Source organism: Emticicia sp. C21 (genome assembly GCF_003418935.1).
GTDB lineage: Bacteria > Bacteroidota > Bacteroidia > Cytophagales > Spirosomataceae > Emticicia.
On record NZ_QVMT01000002.1, the window covers coordinates 383,161 to 403,150 of the forward strand.

At 37.7% G+C, this 19,990-nt stretch carries 17 protein-coding genes; 13 read left to right on the forward strand and 4 right to left on the reverse strand.

Annotated features, from left to right (window positions below; genetic code table 11):
• Positions 1–194: 194 nt before the first annotated feature.
• The 5 genes from D0T08_RS06425 to D0T08_RS06445 all read left to right on the forward strand — a co-directional run bounded on the left by D0T08_RS06425 (position 195) and on the right by D0T08_RS06445 (position 6,958).
• On the forward strand, positions 195–1,499 hold the full coding sequence (locus tag D0T08_RS06425) for a D-alanyl-D-alanine carboxypeptidase/D-alanyl-D-alanine-endopeptidase (protein ID WP_116981779.1): 1,305 nt from the start codon (positions 195–197) through the stop codon (positions 1,497–1,499).
• Positions 1,500–1,643: 144 nt separating this feature from the next.
• The gene (locus D0T08_RS06430) at positions 1,644–2,861 is read left to right on the forward strand and encodes an anhydro-N-acetylmuramic acid kinase (RefSeq protein ID WP_116981780.1); all 1,218 of its coding nucleotides are present in this window, start codon (positions 1,644–1,646) and stop codon (positions 2,859–2,861) included.
• Positions 2,862–3,019: 158 nt separating this feature from the next.
• Positions 3,020–4,843: a 3-coathanger stack domain-containing protein gene (locus D0T08_RS06435; protein ID WP_158561208.1), complete on the forward strand. Its 1,824-nt coding sequence runs from the start codon at positions 3,020–3,022 to the stop codon at positions 4,841–4,843.
• Positions 4,844–4,953: 110 nt separating this feature from the next.
• Complete coding sequence (locus tag D0T08_RS06440; RefSeq protein ID WP_310586255.1) at positions 4,954–5,775, forward strand: AraC family transcriptional regulator; 822 nt, start codon at positions 4,954–4,956, stop codon at positions 5,773–5,775.
• 67 nt (positions 5,776–5,842) lie between these two features.
• Complete coding sequence (locus D0T08_RS06445; RefSeq protein WP_116981783.1) at positions 5,843–6,958, forward strand: epoxide hydrolase family protein; 1,116 nt, start codon at positions 5,843–5,845, stop codon at positions 6,956–6,958.
• An 87-nt stretch (positions 6,959–7,045) separates the two neighbouring features.
• Here D0T08_RS06445 and D0T08_RS06450 read toward each other — a convergent pair whose 3' ends face one another.
• Positions 7,046–9,505, reverse strand: coding sequence for a phosphoenolpyruvate carboxylase (locus D0T08_RS06450; RefSeq protein WP_229238911.1), 2,460 nt, complete (start codon positions 9,503–9,505; stop codon positions 7,046–7,048).
• A gap of 320 nt (positions 9,506–9,825) precedes the next feature.
• Here D0T08_RS06450 and D0T08_RS06455 point away from each other — a divergent pair, with 320 nt between their 5' ends.
• The 8 genes from D0T08_RS06455 to folK all read left to right on the forward strand — a co-directional run bounded on the left by D0T08_RS06455 (position 9,826) and on the right by folK (position 16,820).
• A complete protein-coding gene (locus D0T08_RS06455; protein ID WP_116981785.1) occupies positions 9,826–10,977 on the forward strand; it encodes a cysteine desulfurase family protein in 1,152 nt (383 codons plus the stop codon).
• Between the two features lie 32 nt (positions 10,978–11,009).
• Positions 11,010–11,489, forward strand: a complete 480-nt coding sequence (locus D0T08_RS06460) for a nucleoside deaminase (RefSeq protein WP_116981786.1) — start codon at positions 11,010–11,012, stop codon at positions 11,487–11,489.
• 30 nt (positions 11,490–11,519) lie between these two features.
• Positions 11,520–12,632, forward strand: coding sequence for an XdhC family protein (locus D0T08_RS06465; protein ID WP_116981787.1), 1,113 nt, complete (start codon positions 11,520–11,522; stop codon positions 12,630–12,632).
• Positions 12,633–12,782: 150 nt separating this feature from the next.
• Positions 12,783–13,559 (forward strand): hypothetical protein, encoded by a 777-nt coding sequence (locus D0T08_RS06470; RefSeq protein ID WP_116981788.1) that lies wholly within the window; start codon positions 12,783–12,785, stop codon positions 13,557–13,559.
• Positions 13,560–13,755: 196 nt separating this feature from the next.
• The gene (locus tag D0T08_RS06475; protein ID WP_116981789.1) at positions 13,756–14,946 is read left to right on the forward strand and encodes a molybdopterin molybdotransferase MoeA; all 1,191 of its coding nucleotides are present in this window, start codon (positions 13,756–13,758) and stop codon (positions 14,944–14,946) included.
• A 236-nt stretch (positions 14,947–15,182) separates the two neighbouring features.
• Positions 15,183–15,593 (forward strand): hypothetical protein, encoded by a 411-nt coding sequence (locus D0T08_RS06480; protein WP_116981790.1) that lies wholly within the window; start codon positions 15,183–15,185, stop codon positions 15,591–15,593.
• Entirely contained in the window at positions 15,574–16,332 is a 759-nt protein-coding gene (locus tag D0T08_RS06485; RefSeq protein WP_116981791.1) for a geranylgeranylglyceryl/heptaprenylglyceryl phosphate synthase, read from the forward strand. Before D0T08_RS06480 ends, D0T08_RS06485 begins: the two co-directional genes overlap by 20 nt.
• Entirely contained in the window at positions 16,332–16,820 is a 489-nt protein-coding gene (folK, locus tag D0T08_RS06490; RefSeq protein WP_199538127.1) for a 2-amino-4-hydroxy-6-hydroxymethyldihydropteridine diphosphokinase, read from the forward strand. Before D0T08_RS06485 ends, folK begins: the two co-directional genes overlap by 1 nt.
• Before the next feature lie 42 nt (positions 16,821–16,862).
• Here the strand turns inward: folK and D0T08_RS06495 are convergent, their stop codons facing one another.
• From D0T08_RS06495 to D0T08_RS06505, 3 genes are all read right to left on the reverse strand, one after another.
• On the reverse strand, positions 16,863–18,191 hold the full coding sequence (locus D0T08_RS06495) for a TolC family protein (RefSeq protein ID WP_116981792.1): 1,329 nt from the start codon (positions 18,189–18,191) through the stop codon (positions 16,863–16,865).
• A gap of 39 nt (positions 18,192–18,230) precedes the next feature.
• Positions 18,231–18,893, reverse strand: a complete 663-nt coding sequence (locus tag D0T08_RS06500) for an ABC transporter ATP-binding protein (RefSeq protein WP_116981793.1) — start codon at positions 18,891–18,893, stop codon at positions 18,231–18,233.
• Between the two features lie 215 nt (positions 18,894–19,108).
• On the reverse strand, positions 19,109–19,873 hold the full coding sequence (locus D0T08_RS06505; RefSeq protein ID WP_116981794.1) for a pentapeptide repeat-containing protein: 765 nt from the start codon (positions 19,871–19,873) through the stop codon (positions 19,109–19,111).
• Positions 19,874–19,990 lie beyond the last annotated feature (117 nt).

Genomic DNA, 19,990 nt, shown 5'->3' on the forward strand with positions numbered 1-19,990 from the left:
GATAATAAAAATCTCCTGGTTGATAAGGGCAAAACGGAACAAAAAAAGAAATACTTCTGTCAGAATTTGTGGGAATTTAAAAGGAAAAAATAAAGCCGAAAAATCAGAAAATCTTGCATATTTTCCTCAAATACGCTTTATTAAGCATTGAAATCCTGACAATCTTGATGTAAATTCGCAAAAAAATAAAAAGTATGCAAAAATTGATTGTACTATCCCTATTAGCTTTTATTGGCATCTCTTGTACTACCTCGCAGAAATTATCAAAAAGGAAACCTTATGCTACATTGATTGATACCTCACGGGTATTTGCTCAGAATTTTACGGGCATGGCTATTTATGATCTGGATACGAAAAAGACCCTGTTTGAAAGAAATGCTGACAAATATTTTACCCCTGCCTCTAATACTAAATTGTTTACATACTATGCCTGCATCAAAACTTTAGGCGACTCGATTCCTGCTTTGCGCTATACTATTAAAGGAGATTCATTAATTTTCTGGGGTACAGGCGATCCTACTTTTTTTCATCACGACTTAAAGAATACCCGAGCATTTGAATTTCTGAAAAGCCATAGAAGTAGCAAGCGCCTTTTTTACTCTGATGGCAATTTTACTAATACCTCAATGGGCACAGGCTGGGCATGGGATGATTTTAATGATTATTATTCGGCAGAAATTTCACCTTTACCTATGTACGGAAATGTAGTTAGAGTAAATATTGATAAAGAAACGTTTAAACTACAACCTACTATTTTTGATAATAGCTTCTATAAAAAAGATGAAGGCAGTACTATCACCCGTCTGCAAACGGATAATATGTTTTTTTTACCAAAAATCATGTTAAAGAAAAATGGCTATACGCAGGATATACCTTACAAAACTTTTACCGGGCTAACCCAACAATTATTAATGGACACACTCAAAAGAAACGTGAGTGTGCTACATATTCCTGTATCAAAAGACGCTCAGACTCTCTATAGCATGGCATCAGAGGATGTATACCGCCCAATGATGCAGGAAAGTGATAATATGTTGGCTGAACATTTACTATTGCTTTGTGGAGCTATTTTAAAAGATTCGATTAATTCTTCTTTTGTGATTAAATCTATTACTGAAAAATACCTGCAGGATTTACCCGATGCACCTAAATGGGTAGATGGCTCTGGTTTATCGAGATATAATCTTTTTACTCCCCGTTCCATAATAAAACTCCTGGAAAAGATACATGCAGAAGTACCTCAACAAAAACTCTTTTCGATTTTGCCTATAGGAGGGCAATCGGGTACGCTCAAGAACGGCTATAAAAATACTGATAAATCTTTTATTTTTGCTAAAACAGGCTCTTTTAGTGGCGTTTATAACCTGAGTGGCTACTTAGTAACCAAGAAAGGAAAAACCTTATTAGTGAGCTTTATGAATAATAATTTCAACCAGTCAACAACTAAGGTTCGTAAAGAAGTAGAGAAAATCCTGACTTGGATTTATGAGAATAACTAATAGCCCCTAAAGGGGAATTTTACAAAGGTAGATACGATACTATTTCCTGAATTTGCATTATAGTAGGCATGATTAATATTTATGTTTCAATCTAATTGGTTATTTTTGTAAAGAGAAAGGCAGGTCTATCAGAAAAAAATAGATATGAATCAAAACATAGAAAAACTTTACAGCATTGCGCAGAGCGAAGAAAGATTGATTATCGGATTGATGTCGGGCACTTCGATGGATGGTTTAGATGTAGCTTTGTGCAAATTCAGAAATAGTGGAGGAGATACGGAAATAGAATTACTGAATTTTGATACTGTTAGTTTTTCGGAAGAGATAAAAGATGAGATAAGAAAGGTATTTGCCAAAAAGGAAATAGACTTTCAGCAACTATGTGTATTGAATCCGTGGATTGGGAATTTACATGGACAGATAGTGAGTGATTTATTGGAAAAATGGGAGATTCCAACAGAGACAGTAGCTATAATAGCTAGTCACGGACAAACGGTCTTCCACTCACCTAAAATTCTTCATGGGCTCGATAAATTTCCGAACGCTACCCTCCAGATTGGTGATGGAGACCATTTAGCAGTAAAGACAGGTATTATTACCTTATCTGATTTCCGTCAGAAACATTGTGCGGCCGGAGGAGAAGGCGCCCCTTTAGCAGTATATGGAGATTATCTGATTTTTTCTAAGCGCGGAGAAGACAGGATTCTGCTCAATATGGGCGGTATAGCTAATTTTACCTATCTGGCGGGCAATTTAGATGCCAATGAAGTTTTTGCCACAGATACTGGCCCTGGCAATACGATGATTGATGCCTATATGAAAAAATACTTCGATTTGCCTTATGATGAAGATGCCAGAGTTGCCAGTCAGGGAGAGTTAAATCAGGCATTGCTAAAAATCTTGAAACAAGATAGTTTCTTTGAAAAGCCTTTCCCGAAAACAACAGGCCCTGAATTATTTAATCTGGAATACCTGGCAAATGCACAGAAAAAAAGTAATACACAGTCCCTTTCAAGCGAAGATATCTTAGCCACCCTATGCAGGTTTTCAGCAGAGACTATTGCTGAAGCTATTCAAAAACTGATTACTCAGTTACCTAAATATGCAGCTAATCCACAATCATTTAAGATTTATGGGAGCGGCGGTGGAGTTCACAACCCGTTGATTATGCAGTTTCTGAAAGAATTGCTTCCTGATTTTGATTTTCATAGAACTGATGATCTGGGTGTTTCGGGCGATGCCAAGGAAGCCGTCTTGTTTGCTACGCTTGCTAACGAAGCGTTGGTTGGTGGTAAAACAGATTTCGGTTCCCGCAAAGGAGTACCGAGCGTATCGATGGGCAAAATTTCATTTCCACAATAATTTTTCCTTACATTTGTATACTGTTACAACCTAAACGGTAAGCTTACCGTCAAGGTGTTCAAGTCTTAGCAACTTTATAAGCCCCTATAATTGATATGTTATTTAATCGCATCTTTGTCAGAATTTGTGTAGCCATTGTGTTTTTAAGTTTTAAAAGCATGGCTCAAATTGTACTTTCTCACCCAATGGAACGCATGGTGTTCCAACGTAATAATTCTAATCAGGGAACAATCATCATTGCAGGCACTTATCTATCGGCAGTTGATAGAATTGAGGCACGGGTTGTACCCAAATGGGTTGGCTCCGGTACTTCCACCAACTGGATAGTTATTCAGAATAATCCTTCTAATGGTTATTTTTCAGGTACGTTAACTGTGCAGGCAGGCTGGTACCAACTAGAAGTAAACGCTTTCAAAAACAATAACCTGGTCGATGGGAAAATTATCCAGCGGATAGGTGTAGGAGAAGTTTTCGTAATAGCAGGGCAATCAAATGCGCAGGGCGGGGCAGGCGTGAGTACCTCAGCAGAAGACGATAGAGTAAGCACCATTGATTATACAGAGGCTTACTCAGACTATAATAAATTACCCATCGGTTTTTCTAAATTGGCCGGAGATTCAACCGCTATAGGACCTTTTCATTATGTGCCTTGGGCGTGGGGAAGATTAGGAGATTTATTAGTACAGAAACTCAATGTACCTGTCCTGTTTTACGGTGCGGCACATGGTGGAACCTCGAGTACCCAATGGGGAAATTCGTCTCAGGGCCTGCCCTTTGATGGGCCTGACTGGATAAATCGGGCACACGGAGCACCTTATCGTGCCTTAGAAAACTCGGTAGCTATTTATGCAAGTCTGACAGGACTAAGAGGCGTACTATGGCATCAGGGCGAAAGCGACCCTGATACAGACCCGGGAACGTATTATACGAATATGGTAAACGTTATTAACGAAACCAGAGAAAATTCTGAATTTCCTGACTTAGCCTGGGTAATTGCACGAGCTTCACGAAATCCTGATGAACATCCAAACCCAATAGCCGGACAAAATGCCTTGATTAACAATGATGCAGGTCTGCCTTATGTATTTCCAGGACCTGAAACAGACCCGATTTTTGGAGGGGATAAACGAACCGACGGTATCCATTTTGATACTTATGCAGGGCAGGCTGAATTTGCTAATGTCTGGAATGCAAGTCTGGATAATAATTTTTTCTCTAACTCAAACCCAATGATGCCATCACCCTTATTGGCGTTAAATTTAGCCTGTAATCCCAATAATCCATCACAGCCTATTACTTTATCTGTACCTGGCTCGTATGCCCAGTATTATTGGTCAAACCGGAATAATACCGATAATGAAGCCAGAGGCCGTAACTCAAGCGGTTGTTGTACTTATACATTCTTACCTCCGGCAGGCTATGAACGCCTTAACTGGACGGCGATAAATAATAATACTAACACTTTGACAACGGCTCCTGCGCGTTTGGCAGCTTCTGTCAGAAAGTCTTCGAAAAAGACTTTCTTTAGCCCTATTGTCAACTTATCGTCTTTCCCTTTGCCCTCTACTCCAACTTTCGTTACTTCAGCCACAACAATACGACCGGGCGAAAGTGTTACCTTGACGGGGTCTGGGTGTAATGCCTCTTATGCCTGGTCAACCGGTGCTACAAATAATCCGCTTGTGGTAAGCCCTCTTACATCAACCTCTTATTATGTGCAATGTAAAACCCTGAATTGTTATATTAACTCTACGCCCAAAAATATTACTGTTACTACGTGCAGCCCGAATAGCTTGTTTTTACAAGGGTCGGTAACTAATACACAATATCCATATCAAAGTAAACAGACAGTTCAGAGTACTCAGAAAATACAAGTAAGCGGTAAGGTGGATTATACTGCTAAAAACAAAGTAGAGTTACTCCCGGGTTTTGAATCTAAAAATGGGTCTGTGTTTAAAGCTACTATTCAGGATTGTAATTAGGGGAAATTGAGTGATTTAGCGATTTTGTGAATGAGTGATTAAGAGTACAATTAGATTTTATCAGGCAAAATAGATTTATAGGTATAAATGGATCATAAATAGTCTAAAACTTGATTTTTAAAAGGCATATACCACAGTATCCTATGTCACAGTACATAGAGCATATCATATATGCTAAGGGTTCTCAGCCCATGCCTTATCTCATGGAGTTGCCTGATGGCAGGATAAATCTCATCATTGAGCTTGAAGAGAAAAGTATAAATACTTTATATTCTGAGAGTAATTTTGAGGGTAAGCGTACCATGAAACATGGCTGGGTGTCTGGTGCAAATGCCAAAGCTATTACCTATCAGAACAATAATAATTCGGCTATTATCAGTATTCGATTTACGGTAGGGGGCTTTTATGCACTTACAAAAATTCCGATGTCTGAATTAATCTATCCCGGTTTAGAAATTGAATTACTATTGGGCAGTTCGTTTAACAGACTCTATCAAACTCTGATTAATGAAGAAGAGATTGAGAATAAATTTCAGCATATCCAGCATTATTTTCAAAAGTATATAACTGACAATAGTTTCAACACGTCAGTTGTAAAGTTTATTGATAAAAACATAGATAAGCCGATTGACTGGCTGGTAAATAAGTCGGGGTACTCACAAAAACATCTGATTCATATTTTAAAGAAACAAACCGGATTTTCTCCAAAATATCTGCAACGACTACAGCGGTTTCATAAAGTAATTAATGCCATTCAACAAGCAAAGGGGCAGGTATATTGGTCATCTATTGTATATGATCACGAGTATTTCGACCAGGCTCATTTTATTAAAGAATTTATACATTTTACTGGCATCAGCCCTCTCGAATATTTCAAAATCAATAATTCTTCCGAACATCATAAAGTCCTTACTGATATTATCTTATTCTAGTTGGTAAATTTTTTACAATGGCAGGTGAGCAGCTATGCCGATCTTTGTCATATAAACAAAAACAAATATGACAGCAATTAAGAAATATACTATCAACGTTCAACAAGAGGTATTGGACGATCTATCAGTAAGACTAAAAAATACTCGTTGGACAGAAGAACCAGAAGGTGCCGGATGGGGTTATGGAACTAATTCCCGTTACTTAAAAGAATTGGTAGATTACTGGCAGAATAGCTATAACTGGCGCAAACAAGAGGAAGCATTGAATCAGTTTCCCCAATTTACAGCGGAAATAAAAGGAACTACAATTCATTTTATTCACGTAAAAGGGAAGGGCACTGCCAACAAACCTTTATTATTAATACATGGCTGGCCGGATTCTTATTATCGATTCTACAAATTAATTTCATTATTGACTGAAAATGAAAACTCATTTGATCTGGTAATCCCTTCCATTCCGGGCTTTGGATTTTCGAGCCATCATGCGGTAAATAGTGACGTGACGGCTGAAATATTCAATCAATTAATGGTTGAAGTACTTGGCTATAAGCAATATTTTGTGGCAGGTGGTGATATGGGGAGTGTGATTGCCAAATCAATGGCCAATCAGTTTCCCAATCAGGTGAATGCCATTCATATTACTGATGTGGGTTATCCTGATGGAACCGAAGATTGGAGTACGATGTCAGAAGCTGAACAACAATTTGGTCAGATGATTCAGGGTTGGTTTTTCAGCGAAGGCGCTTTTAATATGATTCAATCAACCAAACCTCAATCTTTAAGCTATGGATTGAATGATTCACCTGTTGGATTGGCGGGTTGGATACTGGAAAAATTCAACTCATGGAGTGATAATAATGGTCATATTGAGAATAGCTTTACTAAGGATGAGTTAATTACCAATATCATGATTTATTGGGTGAGCCAGACAATCAATAGTTCAATTAGAACATACGCTGAAAATGCAAGAGCGGGAGGCTTAAAGTCTTCTCAAAAGGTAAGTGTACCGACGGGTGTTTCATTATTCCCGAAAGAAGCGCAATTCCCGCAGGAATGGGCGGAGAGAATGGTAAACTTAGTAAGCTTCAATAAATTGGAAAAAGGCGGGCATTTTGCGCCTATGGAAGTTCCTTATGTGTATGCTGTTGAGCTAAGCAATTTTTTTGAGAAGTTTGAGATATAGATTAGATGTCTGATATAAGCAAATAAGTCTGGTAAGTGCATTAAACACTTACCAGACTTATTTGCTTATAGACGAACTTATTCAAGATTACGCCGAATTCCTACTGGCATTAATATTACCGAATAATGAGCGGGTAACCATTTTTTCATAAACCAATCTTAATTGCTCGTCGGTTGTCTCTTCAATTTTCTGCAGGGCATATTGTTGAATTGTCAATAATGGCAACACGATATGCTCACGATAATCTATCGATAGTTTGCTTAGTTTTTCATTCTCCATTAGCTTCTTCTGCCCGGAAACAAGAAGCATATTTTCCACGGTCAGCTTATATTCATCAAAAAGGATTTGCCAGAACTCGCCATATTCCGGATCTTTTTTCATGTAATAAGTCAATGGGAAATAGGTCTTCGTCAATCCCATCATACTGTTCTCCATTAAGGTTTTAAAGTATAAGGAGTTTTCAAAAAGCAATTTCAAATCTTCCAGACGCCCCTCGTCTATTACTTTTTGCAGGGCAGTGCCGAAACCAAAATAACCAGGTACATTCTGTTTTAACTGACTCCAAGAACCCACAAACGGAATCGCTCTTAAATCGGATAAAGTCAGTTTTTTGCCTGAACTTCTCTTGCTTGGGCGACTACCGATATTAGTTAAACCATAGTATTTCAGAGGACTTTTATTTTCAAGATAAGGCACAAAAAGCGGATGTTCTTTCAGCTCAAAATATTTCTTTACACCTTCCTCTGCCAGTTCTTCAATCAGGTTGCGTTCTTGCTTATTGATAATCGATTTATCGTCCTGGAAAACATCATTGATGATACCTGCCGACAACAATTGCTCGAAATTATACATAGCCTGCGAACGGGAACCATACATAGAGGTAATCGTTTGCCCCTGAATGGTTATCTGAATTTCGTTGTTAGCAATAGTTGGCCCCTGTGAGGCATAAAACTGATGGGTTTTACCACCACCACGAGCAGGAGGACCACCACGACCATCAAAGAAAATTACTTCTATCTGATTCTTTTTCGAGATACGGGTTAGTTTCTCTTTCGCCTCGTAAATCTCCCAGTTAGCTTTTACATAACCACCGTCTTTAGTACCATCAGAAAAACCTAACATAATTGTCTGATGGTTTATTCTGTTTTCAAGGTGGTTTTTGTAGAAAGGTAATTGATAAAGATTGGTCATGGTTGCCTGTGAGTTATCTAAGCCTTCTATGGTCTCAAATAATGGTACAACATCAACCTTGATTTCTGATGCTTTGTAACCACAGAAACGGAATAAGGCCAGTACCTCTAATACCGAAAACATAGAAGTAGAGTTACTGATAATGTATCTATGACAGGCTTTTTCGCCATTCAATGTCTGTATTTCTTTAATAATACGAACTGTCCTGAAAGTGTCTTTCGTTAGCACATCTTCAAAATCATCTTCGTTTATCAGTAATTCATGTTCAGTTAAAAACTGTAGTTTTTCAGCATCGCTCCATTCGGTATAAGGCTTGTCAGAAATACCATATTTCTGATTAATCTGCTCCATTACACTTTCGTGAATGCTACTATCTTGTCTTATATCGAGGCAGGCAAAGTGCAAACCAAATATTTTTACTTGTTGAATAAATCTGTCTAATAAATCGAGGAAAATTCCTTTATGTTTGGTTATCAGAATCTGTCTTACTTCGTCCAAAGAAGTCAATAATTCCTGTAAGGTCAAATCATGCTTTAAGCCATTCATATTGGTATAAATGCGATTACTAATGGCTGTAAGTAAAGGCATAACACCCTTGAATGTAAGGCGACGACAAATGATTTTGAAGTCGTTGTAATAGCATTTCAGGATACTGGTCCGAAGTTCTATTGATACCTTTTTAGAGATTTCGGCGGTTACAAAAGGGTTACCATCACGGTCGCCACCCGGCCAGAAACCTAATTCTAATACAGGGTTGAAGCCTCCGCTACCATTCTGAAAATAAGCTCTTAGCTTATCATGAATCTCGCCGATAACCTGATAGTATACATGGCGCAGATAGAAGATAATACTTTGCGCTTCTTCTAATGGAGTTGGTTTTTGTTCATTTATAAAAGGCGTTTTACCTAGCTGCTGTAGCAGGGAGTCAATACCATTAATATCGTTTTTAGGAATCAGTTGCTCTAAGTCCTGAATAATGCGCAGTACACTGCTTGGGTAAAACTGCGTTGGGTGAGCCGTGAAAACTATACGTACCTTGAAATTCTTTAACTTCTGATGTACTTCTTCCAATTTATTCTGTTGCAGAGCCAGATCAAGTGTACCTTGCAGCGTTCCTTTACCGTTCAAAGGATACATTTTTTCAAAGGCCGAATCCTCTACACTGTCAAATAATACCACCTGGCGTTCGATATAGGTAATAAACCGAAACAAAAGGTCTATTTTTTCCTTTTCTTCTTTAATGGAAGTATATTGCTTGAAAAATAACTCAATGATTTCTTTGGGTTCTTTGCCTTCATCAAAACCGCTTTCTGACATATCATGCAAAAAAGGCATTAACTGACCAATTTTGGTCATCTTATCATAAGGCAGCCTTGAAAAAAGGGTGTTAAATACAAGATATTTGTTATGAATTTCTTGTGTAAAAACCGAATCAATAGAATTTCCTAGCATTTTTCTTAGGAGTATTAATGTTTTGATGGAACAAACTACGTAAAAATCTACTGTATTTTGATTATTTTGCCGAATAAAGTTTGGTTTTTCTTGAAAAAGTTAAAATTTATCAAAAGATAAAACAATTCTATAGAAAGACATATCTTTTTGGGCTTCAATAATCTATAAAATCAGTAATTTTACTCCTTCAAAAATAAGAGCTAACACCTGTTTCCGGCCAACTGATGAAGTACCCTATTTATATGGATTACAACGCAACTACTCCTCTTGATAAAGAGGTGTTGGAAGCCATGCTGCCATATCTGACAGACCATTTCGGGAACGCGGCAAGCAGGTTTCATGCCTATGGCTGGAAAGCTGCCGAAGCAGTGGATCTAGCTCGCCAACAAGTGGCCGGCTTATTGGGTGCTTCTGAAAAAGAAATTGTTTTTACAAGCGGTGCAACTGAATCGGTTAATCTGGCTATTAAAGGAGTATATGAGGCTTTTAGCCGAAAAGGTAATCATATTATTACTGTTGCAACAGAGCATAAAGCAGTTTTAGATACCTGTCAGCATTTAGAGAAATCAGGGGCTGAAATTACCTATTTACCAGTTGACAGTGAAGGCAATATTGATTTAACATTACTGGAAGCTAGCATTCGCCCGACGACTATTCTGATTTCAGTAATGGCGGCGAATAATGAAATCGGGGTTACTTATCCACTGAAAACTATCACCGAAATAGCGCATCGCCACCAGGTATTATTTCATACCGATGCCACGCAAGCTGTAGGGAAATTGCTCATTGATGTGATAGCTGATGAAATAGATTTATTGAGCATGTCTGCTCATAAGCTCTATGGCCCTAAAGGCGTAGGTGCTTTATATATCAGAAAAAAACTGAACATTGTTGCCCAGCAAGATGGCGGAAAGCATGAAAGAGGCTTGCGTTCAGGAACATTAAATGTGCCCGGAATTGTTGGCTTAGGAAAAGCCTGTGAAATCTGCCAGCAAAGAATGACAAGAGAGGCTATTCGACTAGGTGCTTTAAGAGATTCTTTGGAAAATGGTATTTTAGGAGCTATACCTGAAACGAAAATAAATGGTAACATCACTTATCGTCTGCCGAATACAAGCAATATCTGTTTTGGGAGAATCGATGGGGAACAACTATTAATGAGCCTGAATGAGATAGCAGTATCCAATGGGTCAGCCTGTAATTCAGCATCTACTGAGCCCTCCTATGTCTTAAAAGCCCTGGGTTTAGATGATGATTCGGCCTATGGGTCTATAAGGTTTAGTTTAGGAAGAATGACAAAGCCAGAGGATATTGATTTTGCTATTAAGCATATCATAGAGGTTGTAAATCGTATGCAAAAAGTCAGGGTATTTTAGCATTACAAACATGAATTTTACATACAACTATAATGGAAGAGCAACAAAAAGAATTTATGCATAAGGCCATTCAACTTTCTTTATTAGGTAGTCAGGATGGTATTGGTCAAGGGCCTTTCGGGGCGGTAATTGTTAAAGATGGTAAGATAGTAGGACAGGGGCATAATATGGTAATAACCAATAACGACCCTACAGCCCATGCCGAAGTTGTGGCTATCAGAGATGCCTGCAAGAATTTAGGTACCTACGAATTGCAGGATTGTGAGATTTACACCTCCTGCGAGCCGTGCCCGATGTGCTTAAGCGCCATTTATTGGGCAAAGTTAAGAAAGATATATTATGGCAATACCCGGAACGATGCCGCCGAAATAGGTTTCGATGATGCGTTTCTCTATCAGGAAATACCTTTACCACTTTCGGAACGAAAAATTGCTATTGAACCTTTAGGAAGAGAGGAAGCTCAGGAAGCATTCAAGCTTTGGGCGAAGAAAGAAGATACAAATAATTGTTAAATTGCTATTATGCCCTTTTTCAGGATATATATGAAAGAAATTAAGCAAATTGTTGAAGCCTATCAGAAAATTGATTTTAGTCAGAATCGGGCAGCTTTGGCAACTGTTGTACGTGTTGAGGGTTCATCCTATAGAAGAACAGGCGCAAGAATGTTGGTAATGGAATCTGGTGAATGGATTGGAGGTATTAGTGGAGGTTGCCTGGAGGGAGATGCTTTAAAAAAGGCAAGGTTGGCTATGTCGCAAAATAAAGCTGCTTTGATTACCTACGATACTTCCGACGACGACCCTTATCAGATAGGTGTGGGCTTAGGCTGTAATGGCATCATTGATGTGTTGATTACTCCGCTTGACCCACAAAACGAGCTAAATGCTGTGTTACAAATGAGGCATTGCCTTGACCAACGTAGCCCCAATGTAATAGTTACTGTTACTGCCTTAAACAAGACTAATGAAACTATTCAGCTAGGACAGGTTTTCAGATTTGATTCTCCTGAATATTTTAGCGCTATTTTTCCTTTAGAGGCTATTAAAGGACAAGTGATAGAAGAGATTCAGGCGGCTTTGGCAAATACCAAATCTGTCTCACAAACCTATACTTTAGCTGATGATTTAACTATCAGTTTATTCATTGAGGTTATCCCTCCTGCTATACAGCTCTACGTATTCGGTAGCAATTATGATGTATATCCGATGGTGCGCATGGCAAAAGAATTAGGATGGAAAGTGATAGTGATATGTAATCCTAACAAAATGCATCCTTCGCTCTTTACCACTGCTGATGGCGTAATGCCAAAAGACTACGTGCCTGTTATTGATAAATACACGGCCGCTATTTCGATGTGCCACGATTATGAAACCGATTACCGTAATCTGCAAACGCTTTTGAAAACGGATATTTCATACATTGGCTTGTTAGGCCCAAAGAAACGAACCATAAAAATGTACGACCGGATGCAGGAAGAGGGTGACCCGATTACTCCTGAAAATGAAAGTCGTATTTACAGCCCCGTTGGCTTAGATATTGGTGCGAATACCCCTGAAGAAATTGCTTTGTCTGTTTGCGCAGAAATCCGTACAAATTTTTCTGGAAGAGATGCTATTAAGCTGAAATTCAGAAATAAACCAATTTATGATAATTAAAATTTGGTTTTTTATCAGAAGTAAAATATTATTGTCCTCCCATATTCACATCTATCTGAAATTCCTTATCTGAAAAAGCCTTTGCTATTGAGTTTTGTATAACTGCTGTTATTAGATTATGTACGTTTGCTTTTGTAAAATACTATTTGCATGTCATTTAAATTTGTATCCTTGTATGGGGTAGTTGTTATTTTAACTTCCCTGTTTTTTCAGTTTGTGCCTTTACCTAAAATGCTTTCGTGGGAAGAACTACTGTTGTCTAAATTATTAAATCAGGCTCCTGCACTATTATGTATGGGTTATTTGTGGGTTCAGCGGGAGAGAATAAAGAAAGCCGGTATTTTTTATCTCTTAATGGCCTTTCTTTTCTTCAATGTTTTTTCTGAAATCTATTACTATTTCGTAAGTGATAATTATTTACTAATTTCCAGTATTTTCAATAATATCCTTATGTATCTGGTATTGATAGTATTATATCTTAAGCAACGGGTACAAATACCAGAGGAAGTGGCAATTCCTAAAAATATTTTCTATGCAGTATCGACAGGCTTACTTTTTCTGGTAGGCTTTAGTTTTTCTTTAATTCAAACTTATGAGGAGTATTTTGTTGCTAACAAGCTGTTTTTCTTCATCGTCTTGTTGGGTATGCTTACAACTACTATTACCGTCTGTATAAGTTTTTTTGTTGATAAACCCTTTTCAAAGAATTGGTACAAAATAGTATTTGGTACTATTGGCGTGGGTGTACTTGATGTTTATGTATACATGAGTATTTTTGTGTTGGGTGGTTATTCTACTTTTACTTATACCGTCGGCAAGCTTATTTTCTCGGTAGGTATTTTATTAATTGCAGATAGAACCATGAGGAAATGCCTGAGCAAAGCTCCATTGAAAATAACTTATAAGAAGGTTTCTAAAACTACTTAATCATTTACTTTTAGAATCAACAACCTCAATTGCCTGGAGTTTAGACAATTGAGATTGTTTTATTCTGGATATCCTCAATAAAAACATGGCATATATATTTCTCTTATTAAGAGACATTTCTTAATCAGAACTTATCTTGCGTAAAAAACATACCTTTGTATAGGTATAAATAACAACCTGACTTACATTAGCAGCCATGACAACCGTTGAACAAGCCGAAGAAATTATTCTGAATAACAAGATAAATATTGCTACCGAAAAATTAGCTATAGCGGAGGTATTAGGTAGAGTTTTAGCTGAAGACCTAAAAGCCGACCGGGATTTCCCTCCTTTTGACCGAGTATCTATGGATGGTATTGCGGTAGCCTACGCCCAGATAAAAAAAGGCCAAACCAGTTTCTCTATTGCCCAAACTGCAGCCGCAGGTAAACCACAGACTATTTTAGATAATCCTGAGCATTGTGTAGAGGTAATGACAGGAACTATGCTGCCTGTGGGTACCGATACGGTGATTCGTTATGAAGACATCAGTATTAAAGATAGAGTAGCAACCATAGAGCTTATACCAGCTAAAGCAGGTTTGAACATTCATGGGAAAGGAATAGACAAAAAGCAGAATGAACTTATAGTTGCTAAAGGAAGAAAAATAAGCCCTGCCGAAATTGGTATAGCAGCTACTATTGGTAAGAATGAGATTCTGGTTCAAAAGCGGGTAAAGGCTATTGTGATTTCGACGGGAGAAGAAATTGTGCCTGTTACTACTACGCCCTTGCCACATCAGATACGAACATCAAATAGTTATGCATTGCAGGCTTGCCTGAAAAACTGGGGCGTTGAAGCAGATACAGTTCTATTGCCGGATAGCCAGGAAATAATTGAACAGAAAATAGGGGAGTATCTTGATAGGTATGATGTATTGATTTTAAGCGGAGGTGTATCTGCAGGGAAATTTGATTTTGTACCACAATCATTAGAAAATCAGGGTGTTCTTAAATTGTTTCACAAGGTTTCACAAAGGCCGGGTAAGCCATTCTGGTTTGGAGTAAAAGGAGAAAAAGCAGTCTTTGCTTTGCCGGGTAACCCTGTTTCAACCTTTATGTGCCTACGTCGCTATTTCAAGCCTTGGTTAGATGCTTCACAAGGATTAGAAACCGAGCGTATTACTGCCGAATTGGGCAAGGATTTTGTCGTAAGATTTGAGTTGACTTTTTTCTTGCAGGTAAAATTGGAAAAATCTGAAACAGGTAATTGGAAAGCGATGCCTATTGAAGGTAATGGCTCAGGTGATTTGGCAAGTCTGGTAGAAGCAGATGCCTTTATGGAGTTACCTTTAGGAAAAGAACTATACAAAGCAGGAGAAAAGTATAATGTTTGGTTGTATAGATAGTCTTATTCATATTCTGCAAGAAAGCTAATAATTCAAAAATTAGCCTTAAAAACCGAAACTTTTGTATAGGTACCGAAGTTTAGTATTGAAAGGAAAGGTTGGTTCGTATAGGCTATCAAAAAATCGTATACTATTCATTTGTTTATTGCGTTTTAAAGCTTAAATTGCTATAAACAGGTAGCAATCTTTCTTTTTTTAGCATTTTTGAATAATTTTGAACAAAAATCTGTGGGATAGTGAAAAATCAGAGAGAAAACTTAACAGGAGTGCCGATCGTACCACCAAAGACGAATCGTGAAGAACGCAAAGAATTATTGCAAGAATCTATAGATAAGTATTTAGGAGCCATTGAAACCCAGATAGGAGACTTGAAAAAAGTAGGTAAAAATGCTTTGGTAATCGGAGGAATCATTGTTGCAGTATATGCAATAACAGAATTGCTTTTACCTGACGGAAAAGAGGAAAAACAATCGGACGAGCCTTTGTTATTGACCGAGCCTGAACCTGCGAAAGAAAAAGAAGGTGATTCATTATTATGGGGTGCTTTAAAAGGTGCTGCTACCTCAGTTCTGCTGGCTGTTGCAAAAGAAAAATTGATGGAATTGATAGACCACCTCACAACAAAAGATGCCGAAGCAACTTCTTGATAAAATATTACTAAACAAACAGCAAAAGAAAAAAGCTTTGGCTGTTTTACTCGACCCTGATAAAGTTGAGACCACCGCTTTTAATCATTTCTTATACAATTGCGTCGAAAATCGGGTAGATTTCTTTTTTGTGGGCGGTAGCCTGATTACCAATAATATTATGGCTGAAATGGTTGGAAGCATTCACAGCCAGACCAATATTCCGGTTATCATTTTTCCGGGTAATAGCCTGCATATCGAACCCTCTGCTGATGGTATCTTACTACTCTCATTGATTTCCGGTCGTAATCCTGATTATCTGATTGGTCAGCATGTGATTGCTGCACCTATCCTGAAACAAAGTGGTTTAGAAATCTTATCAACAGGATATATTCTGGTAGATAGCGGTCGCCAGACTACGGTTTCTTATATCAGCAATACAACACCTATTCCTCATGATAAGCCCGACATTGCTGCCTGCACAGCTATAGCAGGAGAGTTATTAGGCTTGAAGCTGATATATCTTGATGGGGGTAGTGGAGCGATGTATCCGGTATCACCTAAGATGATTCGTCGGGTAAGCGAAAATATTGATGCCCCACTCATTGTAGGTGGAGGCATTAATTCTGCCGAAAAAGCACATGATGCTTTAGAAGCAGGAGCTGATATTATTGTTATCGGTAATGCTTTTGAGAAAAATCCTACTTTACTCCCTGAGATAGCGGAGGTTATCCAATCTTTTAATTTAACTACCGTTTAGTGAAAATCAATCAGGTTTATCTTGGCCTTGGGTCTAATCTGGGAAACAGGCAGGAAAACTTGGGCCTGGCTTGTCTGCGCATTTCCGAAAGTATCGGTGCAATAGTAGCACAGTCCAGTATTTATGAAACAGCCGCCTGGGGCTTAACCGAGCAGAATGATTTTCTGAATCAAGTCATTTGTGTTGCAACCGATTATGAAGCACCAGAGGTATTGGCTATGATTCTGGCTGTTGAACAATCAATGGGTAGAATACGGGAGGTAAAATGGGGTGCGAGAATTATAGACATTGATATTCTATACTATAACGATGCCATTATTAAGCTTGATAATCTGGCTATTCCTCATCCATTTATCCAGGATCGTCGGTTTGTTTTAGCACCATTAGCAGAAGTCGCTTCTGATTTTGTTCATCCAATATTACAACAAACAAATGGCACTTTATTAGCTAATTGTGCTGATACCAGCGAGGTGATAAAAAAACAATAGCTACGACAATGCGCCGTAGCCAGTTTCAAAAAATTGTATTTATTAATTAATTTTCCATTCTCCGTCTTTATAGAAATCCAGGATTTTTTGTTGCAATAACACTTCGTATTTTGCCTGAACCAAATTGCTTCTTGCACGGTCGAAATTGGTTTTGGCTAAAACATATTCTACCGTATTTACTGTACCTGCACTGATTTTGCTTTCTACAGCTTTCACATTTTCCTGATTGATATTTACCTGATCGGTGGCTACTTTATATCTTTCAGAAGCTGCATCAAATGCCTGAAATGATTGCTCAATAGACTGGCGCAATTGGAGCTTAGCTGTGTTTAGTGTATTTTCTGTGAGTTGTTGCTGTACTTTTACAGCCGCAATACGTGGTCTGTTTTGTAGCCCACCTAGAATCGGAATACTTAAGTTTAGAGAAAGCGAACCGTTACGCGTACCATTAATCTGCTGTACATAGGTTTCTGCTTTATTTGAAGTCGAATAAAAAGCACCATAGCTGGCAGATAATGAAACGTTTGGCATTACATTAGCTTTAGTAGCTTTTATCAGGTTATTATAGCTTCTTAGCTGTAATTCAGCTCTTTTAACAGATGGGAAATTAGCCAGAGATTGGTCGTATAACTGATTTACAAAATCGTTATCCAGCTTGTAAATATTTACTTCATCACCTATTGGCGTAAAAGTAATATTATTAGTTGGCGTCATGTTCATTAACTGAAATAACAGTAAACGGTTAGTTTTAAGTGTATTTCTTGTAGTGACGTAAGAAAACTCATCGTTAGCCAATTGAGACCTGATTAAGAAAGATTCTGCTTGTCCTACTATTCCGGCACTTACCATTTTATTTATTCTTTCAACTTGTGCTTTAGAGGTTTCTACTTGTTGGCGAGCTACTTCAACTAACTCTTGTGAAGCTAACACCTGTAAATAAGCCTGTAAAAGGTTAATCGTAACTAAATTACGGGTTGCTTCAATCCCCTTTACTCCGGCTTCCTTTAATAACTGGTTTTGTTGAATCTGGTTTTTTATCTGAAAACCATTGAAAACCGTAACGATGGCATCAAGCCCAAAACCATTAGTACTATAAACTTCTTCAATATAAGAGTTGGTAAAACGGTCTATACTTCTACCAATACGTAAGTCTTGCCCAACACCAAAACCAATTCTTGGGTATTGCAAAGACTTGACTCTCATTAATTCAACATTCGCTGCTTCGGCCTGTATCTGACTTTCTCTGTAAGTTAAGTTGTTTTTGATAGCCACATCAAGACATTCTTTCAGGGTCATTTGGTTTTGAGCAAATGTACCCGAAAAGCTCAGGGTAATCGAAAAAAACAGTAAGTATTTGGTTAAATTCTTCATTGTATTGATATAAATCACTGATTTCTAAACTTCTTCTGATTATTCCACCCAGCCGTCTTTCAGTCTGATAATTCTATTACCGAAACTGGCATTCTCTTCTGAGTGTGTTACTTGTACGATGGTTACCCCATCTTTTTCATTTAATTCTTTAAATAGCTCCATAATTTGTCTGGCTTGTTCAGAGTGGAGGTTTCCGGTAGGTTCATCAGCAAAGATGATTTTTGGTTCGGCTACAATCGCTCTGGCAATACCTACTAGTTGTTGTTGCCCACCCGACAGCTGTGTTGGGAAAAGGTCTTTTTTAGCTACCATATTAAAACGATCTAATACGTCAGCTACTCTGCTTTTACGTTCAGAACTCGATTGTCCTTTATACAAAAGCGGTGTTTCTATGTTTTCATAAACAGTTAGTTCGTCTATCAGATGATAAGCCTGAAATACAAAGCCGATGCTGGTTCTGTGCAATTCAGTACGTTTTTTCTCTGATAGTTTTTGTACAGGTACCTCTTCAAATAAATATTCACCTTCTGATGCTTCCTCTAATAAGCCAAGGATATGTAGCAAGGTGGATTTGCCTGAGCCTGATGGGCCCATAATAGATACGAATTCGCCCTGATTGATAGTAAGATTGACGTTTCTTAATACATAAATTTTTCCGAAGCCTGCCGGGTAGTATTTAGATATGTTTTTTAATTGAATCATTTTGATTAAATTGATTAGTTCTATGCGTTAAGATACTATTTCCTAGCCGATTTTCAGGTTTAAATTCTGTATACATAAGTGCCAAAGTTTATGCCATTAAATTTAATTTGCTTATAGTCAATACTTTATGTTGATTTTTGTGAAATAAAAATGTCCGAAAACGGACAAGATTTGTACGCCTTCGGACAAGGGATAGGGTTATAAAAAAGGTGCTGTCAGTTCATGTATTTTTTACCGTTCGAGTACTTCATATCAATTCCTGATTTGAATTTTGTATTATCAAAATTGCCTGAATCTTTAAATTCAGCATATTTGAAATCTGCATGCTGATTAAAAGAAGAGCCTTTAAAAGTGACACGCTCATTGAAATTAGCATATTTAAAATCGGCATAATCTCTGAATGCTACACTGTAAAAATCAGCATCGTATTTAAAGTTTGAGTACTTGAAATTAGCGTATTCGCCGAAAGTACAATTAGCAAAGTTTGATTCTCTTTTGAAGTCAGCATACTTGAAATTAGCCTCTTTACCAAACTTTGTTCCATTAAACACAGCTTTCTCTGCAAAATCAGAGTATTTGAATTCGCTCTTGCCTTCAAAAGTACAGTTTTCAAAAACTACACTCTTTTCGAAATCGGTGGTATATGTTTCACCATCACCCATGCTGATGCTCCAATTCTTACCGCCTCTTTTATCTTCATTGTTTTTATAAGCAATGAAATCATCCTTGAAAGTGCAATTTTTGAAAGAAACAGGTACTTCTACTGTGCTTTTGTACTCTTCGTAGTCTCTGTTTTGTTTCACACGCTTTTTGTTAGAAAGTTCGGTCAGGTCTAATACTCCAGTGATGGTTGCACCCTCATAACTAACGGCTTGTCCTTTATCAATGGCATCAAAAATAGCCTTTGCTGAAACTTCTTTTTGAGCCGATGCTGTGCTGATCATACCAGCACAGAAAAAGAAAATAAGTAGTTTTTTCATATTATATGTCTTTTACTAATATTTTAATCACTAAATCACTAAATCACTAAATCACTAAATCACTAAATCACTAAATCACTAAATCACTAAATCACTAAATCACTAAATCACTAAATC

What these genes read in the sequence shown, in the direction of transcription:
- D0T08_RS06425 (WP_116981779.1), top strand. Translation starts at nt 195, where the DNA reads ATGCAAAAATTGATTGTACTATCCCTATTAGCTTTTATTGGCATCTCT.
- D0T08_RS06430 (WP_116981780.1), top strand. Translation starts at nt 1,644, where the DNA reads ATGAATCAAAACATAGAAAAACTTTACAGCATTGCGCAGAGCGAAGAA.
- D0T08_RS06435 (WP_158561208.1), top strand. Translation starts at nt 3,020, where the DNA reads ATGGCTCAAATTGTACTTTCTCACCCAATGGAACGCATGGTGTTCCAA.
- D0T08_RS06445 (WP_116981783.1), top strand. Translation starts at nt 5,843, where the DNA reads ATGACAGCAATTAAGAAATATACTATCAACGTTCAACAAGAGGTATTG.
- D0T08_RS06450 (WP_229238911.1), bottom strand. Translation starts at nt 9,505, where the DNA reads ATGACCAAAATTGGTCAGTTAATGCCTTTTTTGCATGATATGTCAGAA.
- D0T08_RS06455 (WP_116981785.1), top strand. Translation starts at nt 9,826, where the DNA reads ATGAAGTACCCTATTTATATGGATTACAACGCAACTACTCCTCTTGAT.
- D0T08_RS06460 (WP_116981786.1), top strand. Translation starts at nt 11,010, where the DNA reads ATGGAAGAGCAACAAAAAGAATTTATGCATAAGGCCATTCAACTTTCT.
- D0T08_RS06465 (WP_116981787.1), top strand. Translation starts at nt 11,520, where the DNA reads ATGAAAGAAATTAAGCAAATTGTTGAAGCCTATCAGAAAATTGATTTT.
- D0T08_RS06470 (WP_116981788.1), top strand. Translation starts at nt 12,783, where the DNA reads ATGTCATTTAAATTTGTATCCTTGTATGGGGTAGTTGTTATTTTAACT.
- D0T08_RS06475 (WP_116981789.1), top strand. Translation starts at nt 13,756, where the DNA reads ATGACAACCGTTGAACAAGCCGAAGAAATTATTCTGAATAACAAGATA.
- D0T08_RS06485 (WP_116981791.1), top strand. Translation starts at nt 15,574, where the DNA reads ATGCCGAAGCAACTTCTTGATAAAATATTACTAAACAAACAGCAAAAG.
- D0T08_RS06495 (WP_116981792.1), bottom strand. Translation starts at nt 18,191, where the DNA reads ATGAAGAATTTAACCAAATACTTACTGTTTTTTTCGATTACCCTGAGC.
- D0T08_RS06500 (WP_116981793.1), bottom strand. Translation starts at nt 18,893, where the DNA reads ATGATTCAATTAAAAAACATATCTAAATACTACCCGGCAGGCTTCGGA.
- D0T08_RS06505 (WP_116981794.1), bottom strand. Translation starts at nt 19,873, where the DNA reads ATGAAAAAACTACTTATTTTCTTTTTCTGTGCTGGTATGATCAGCACA.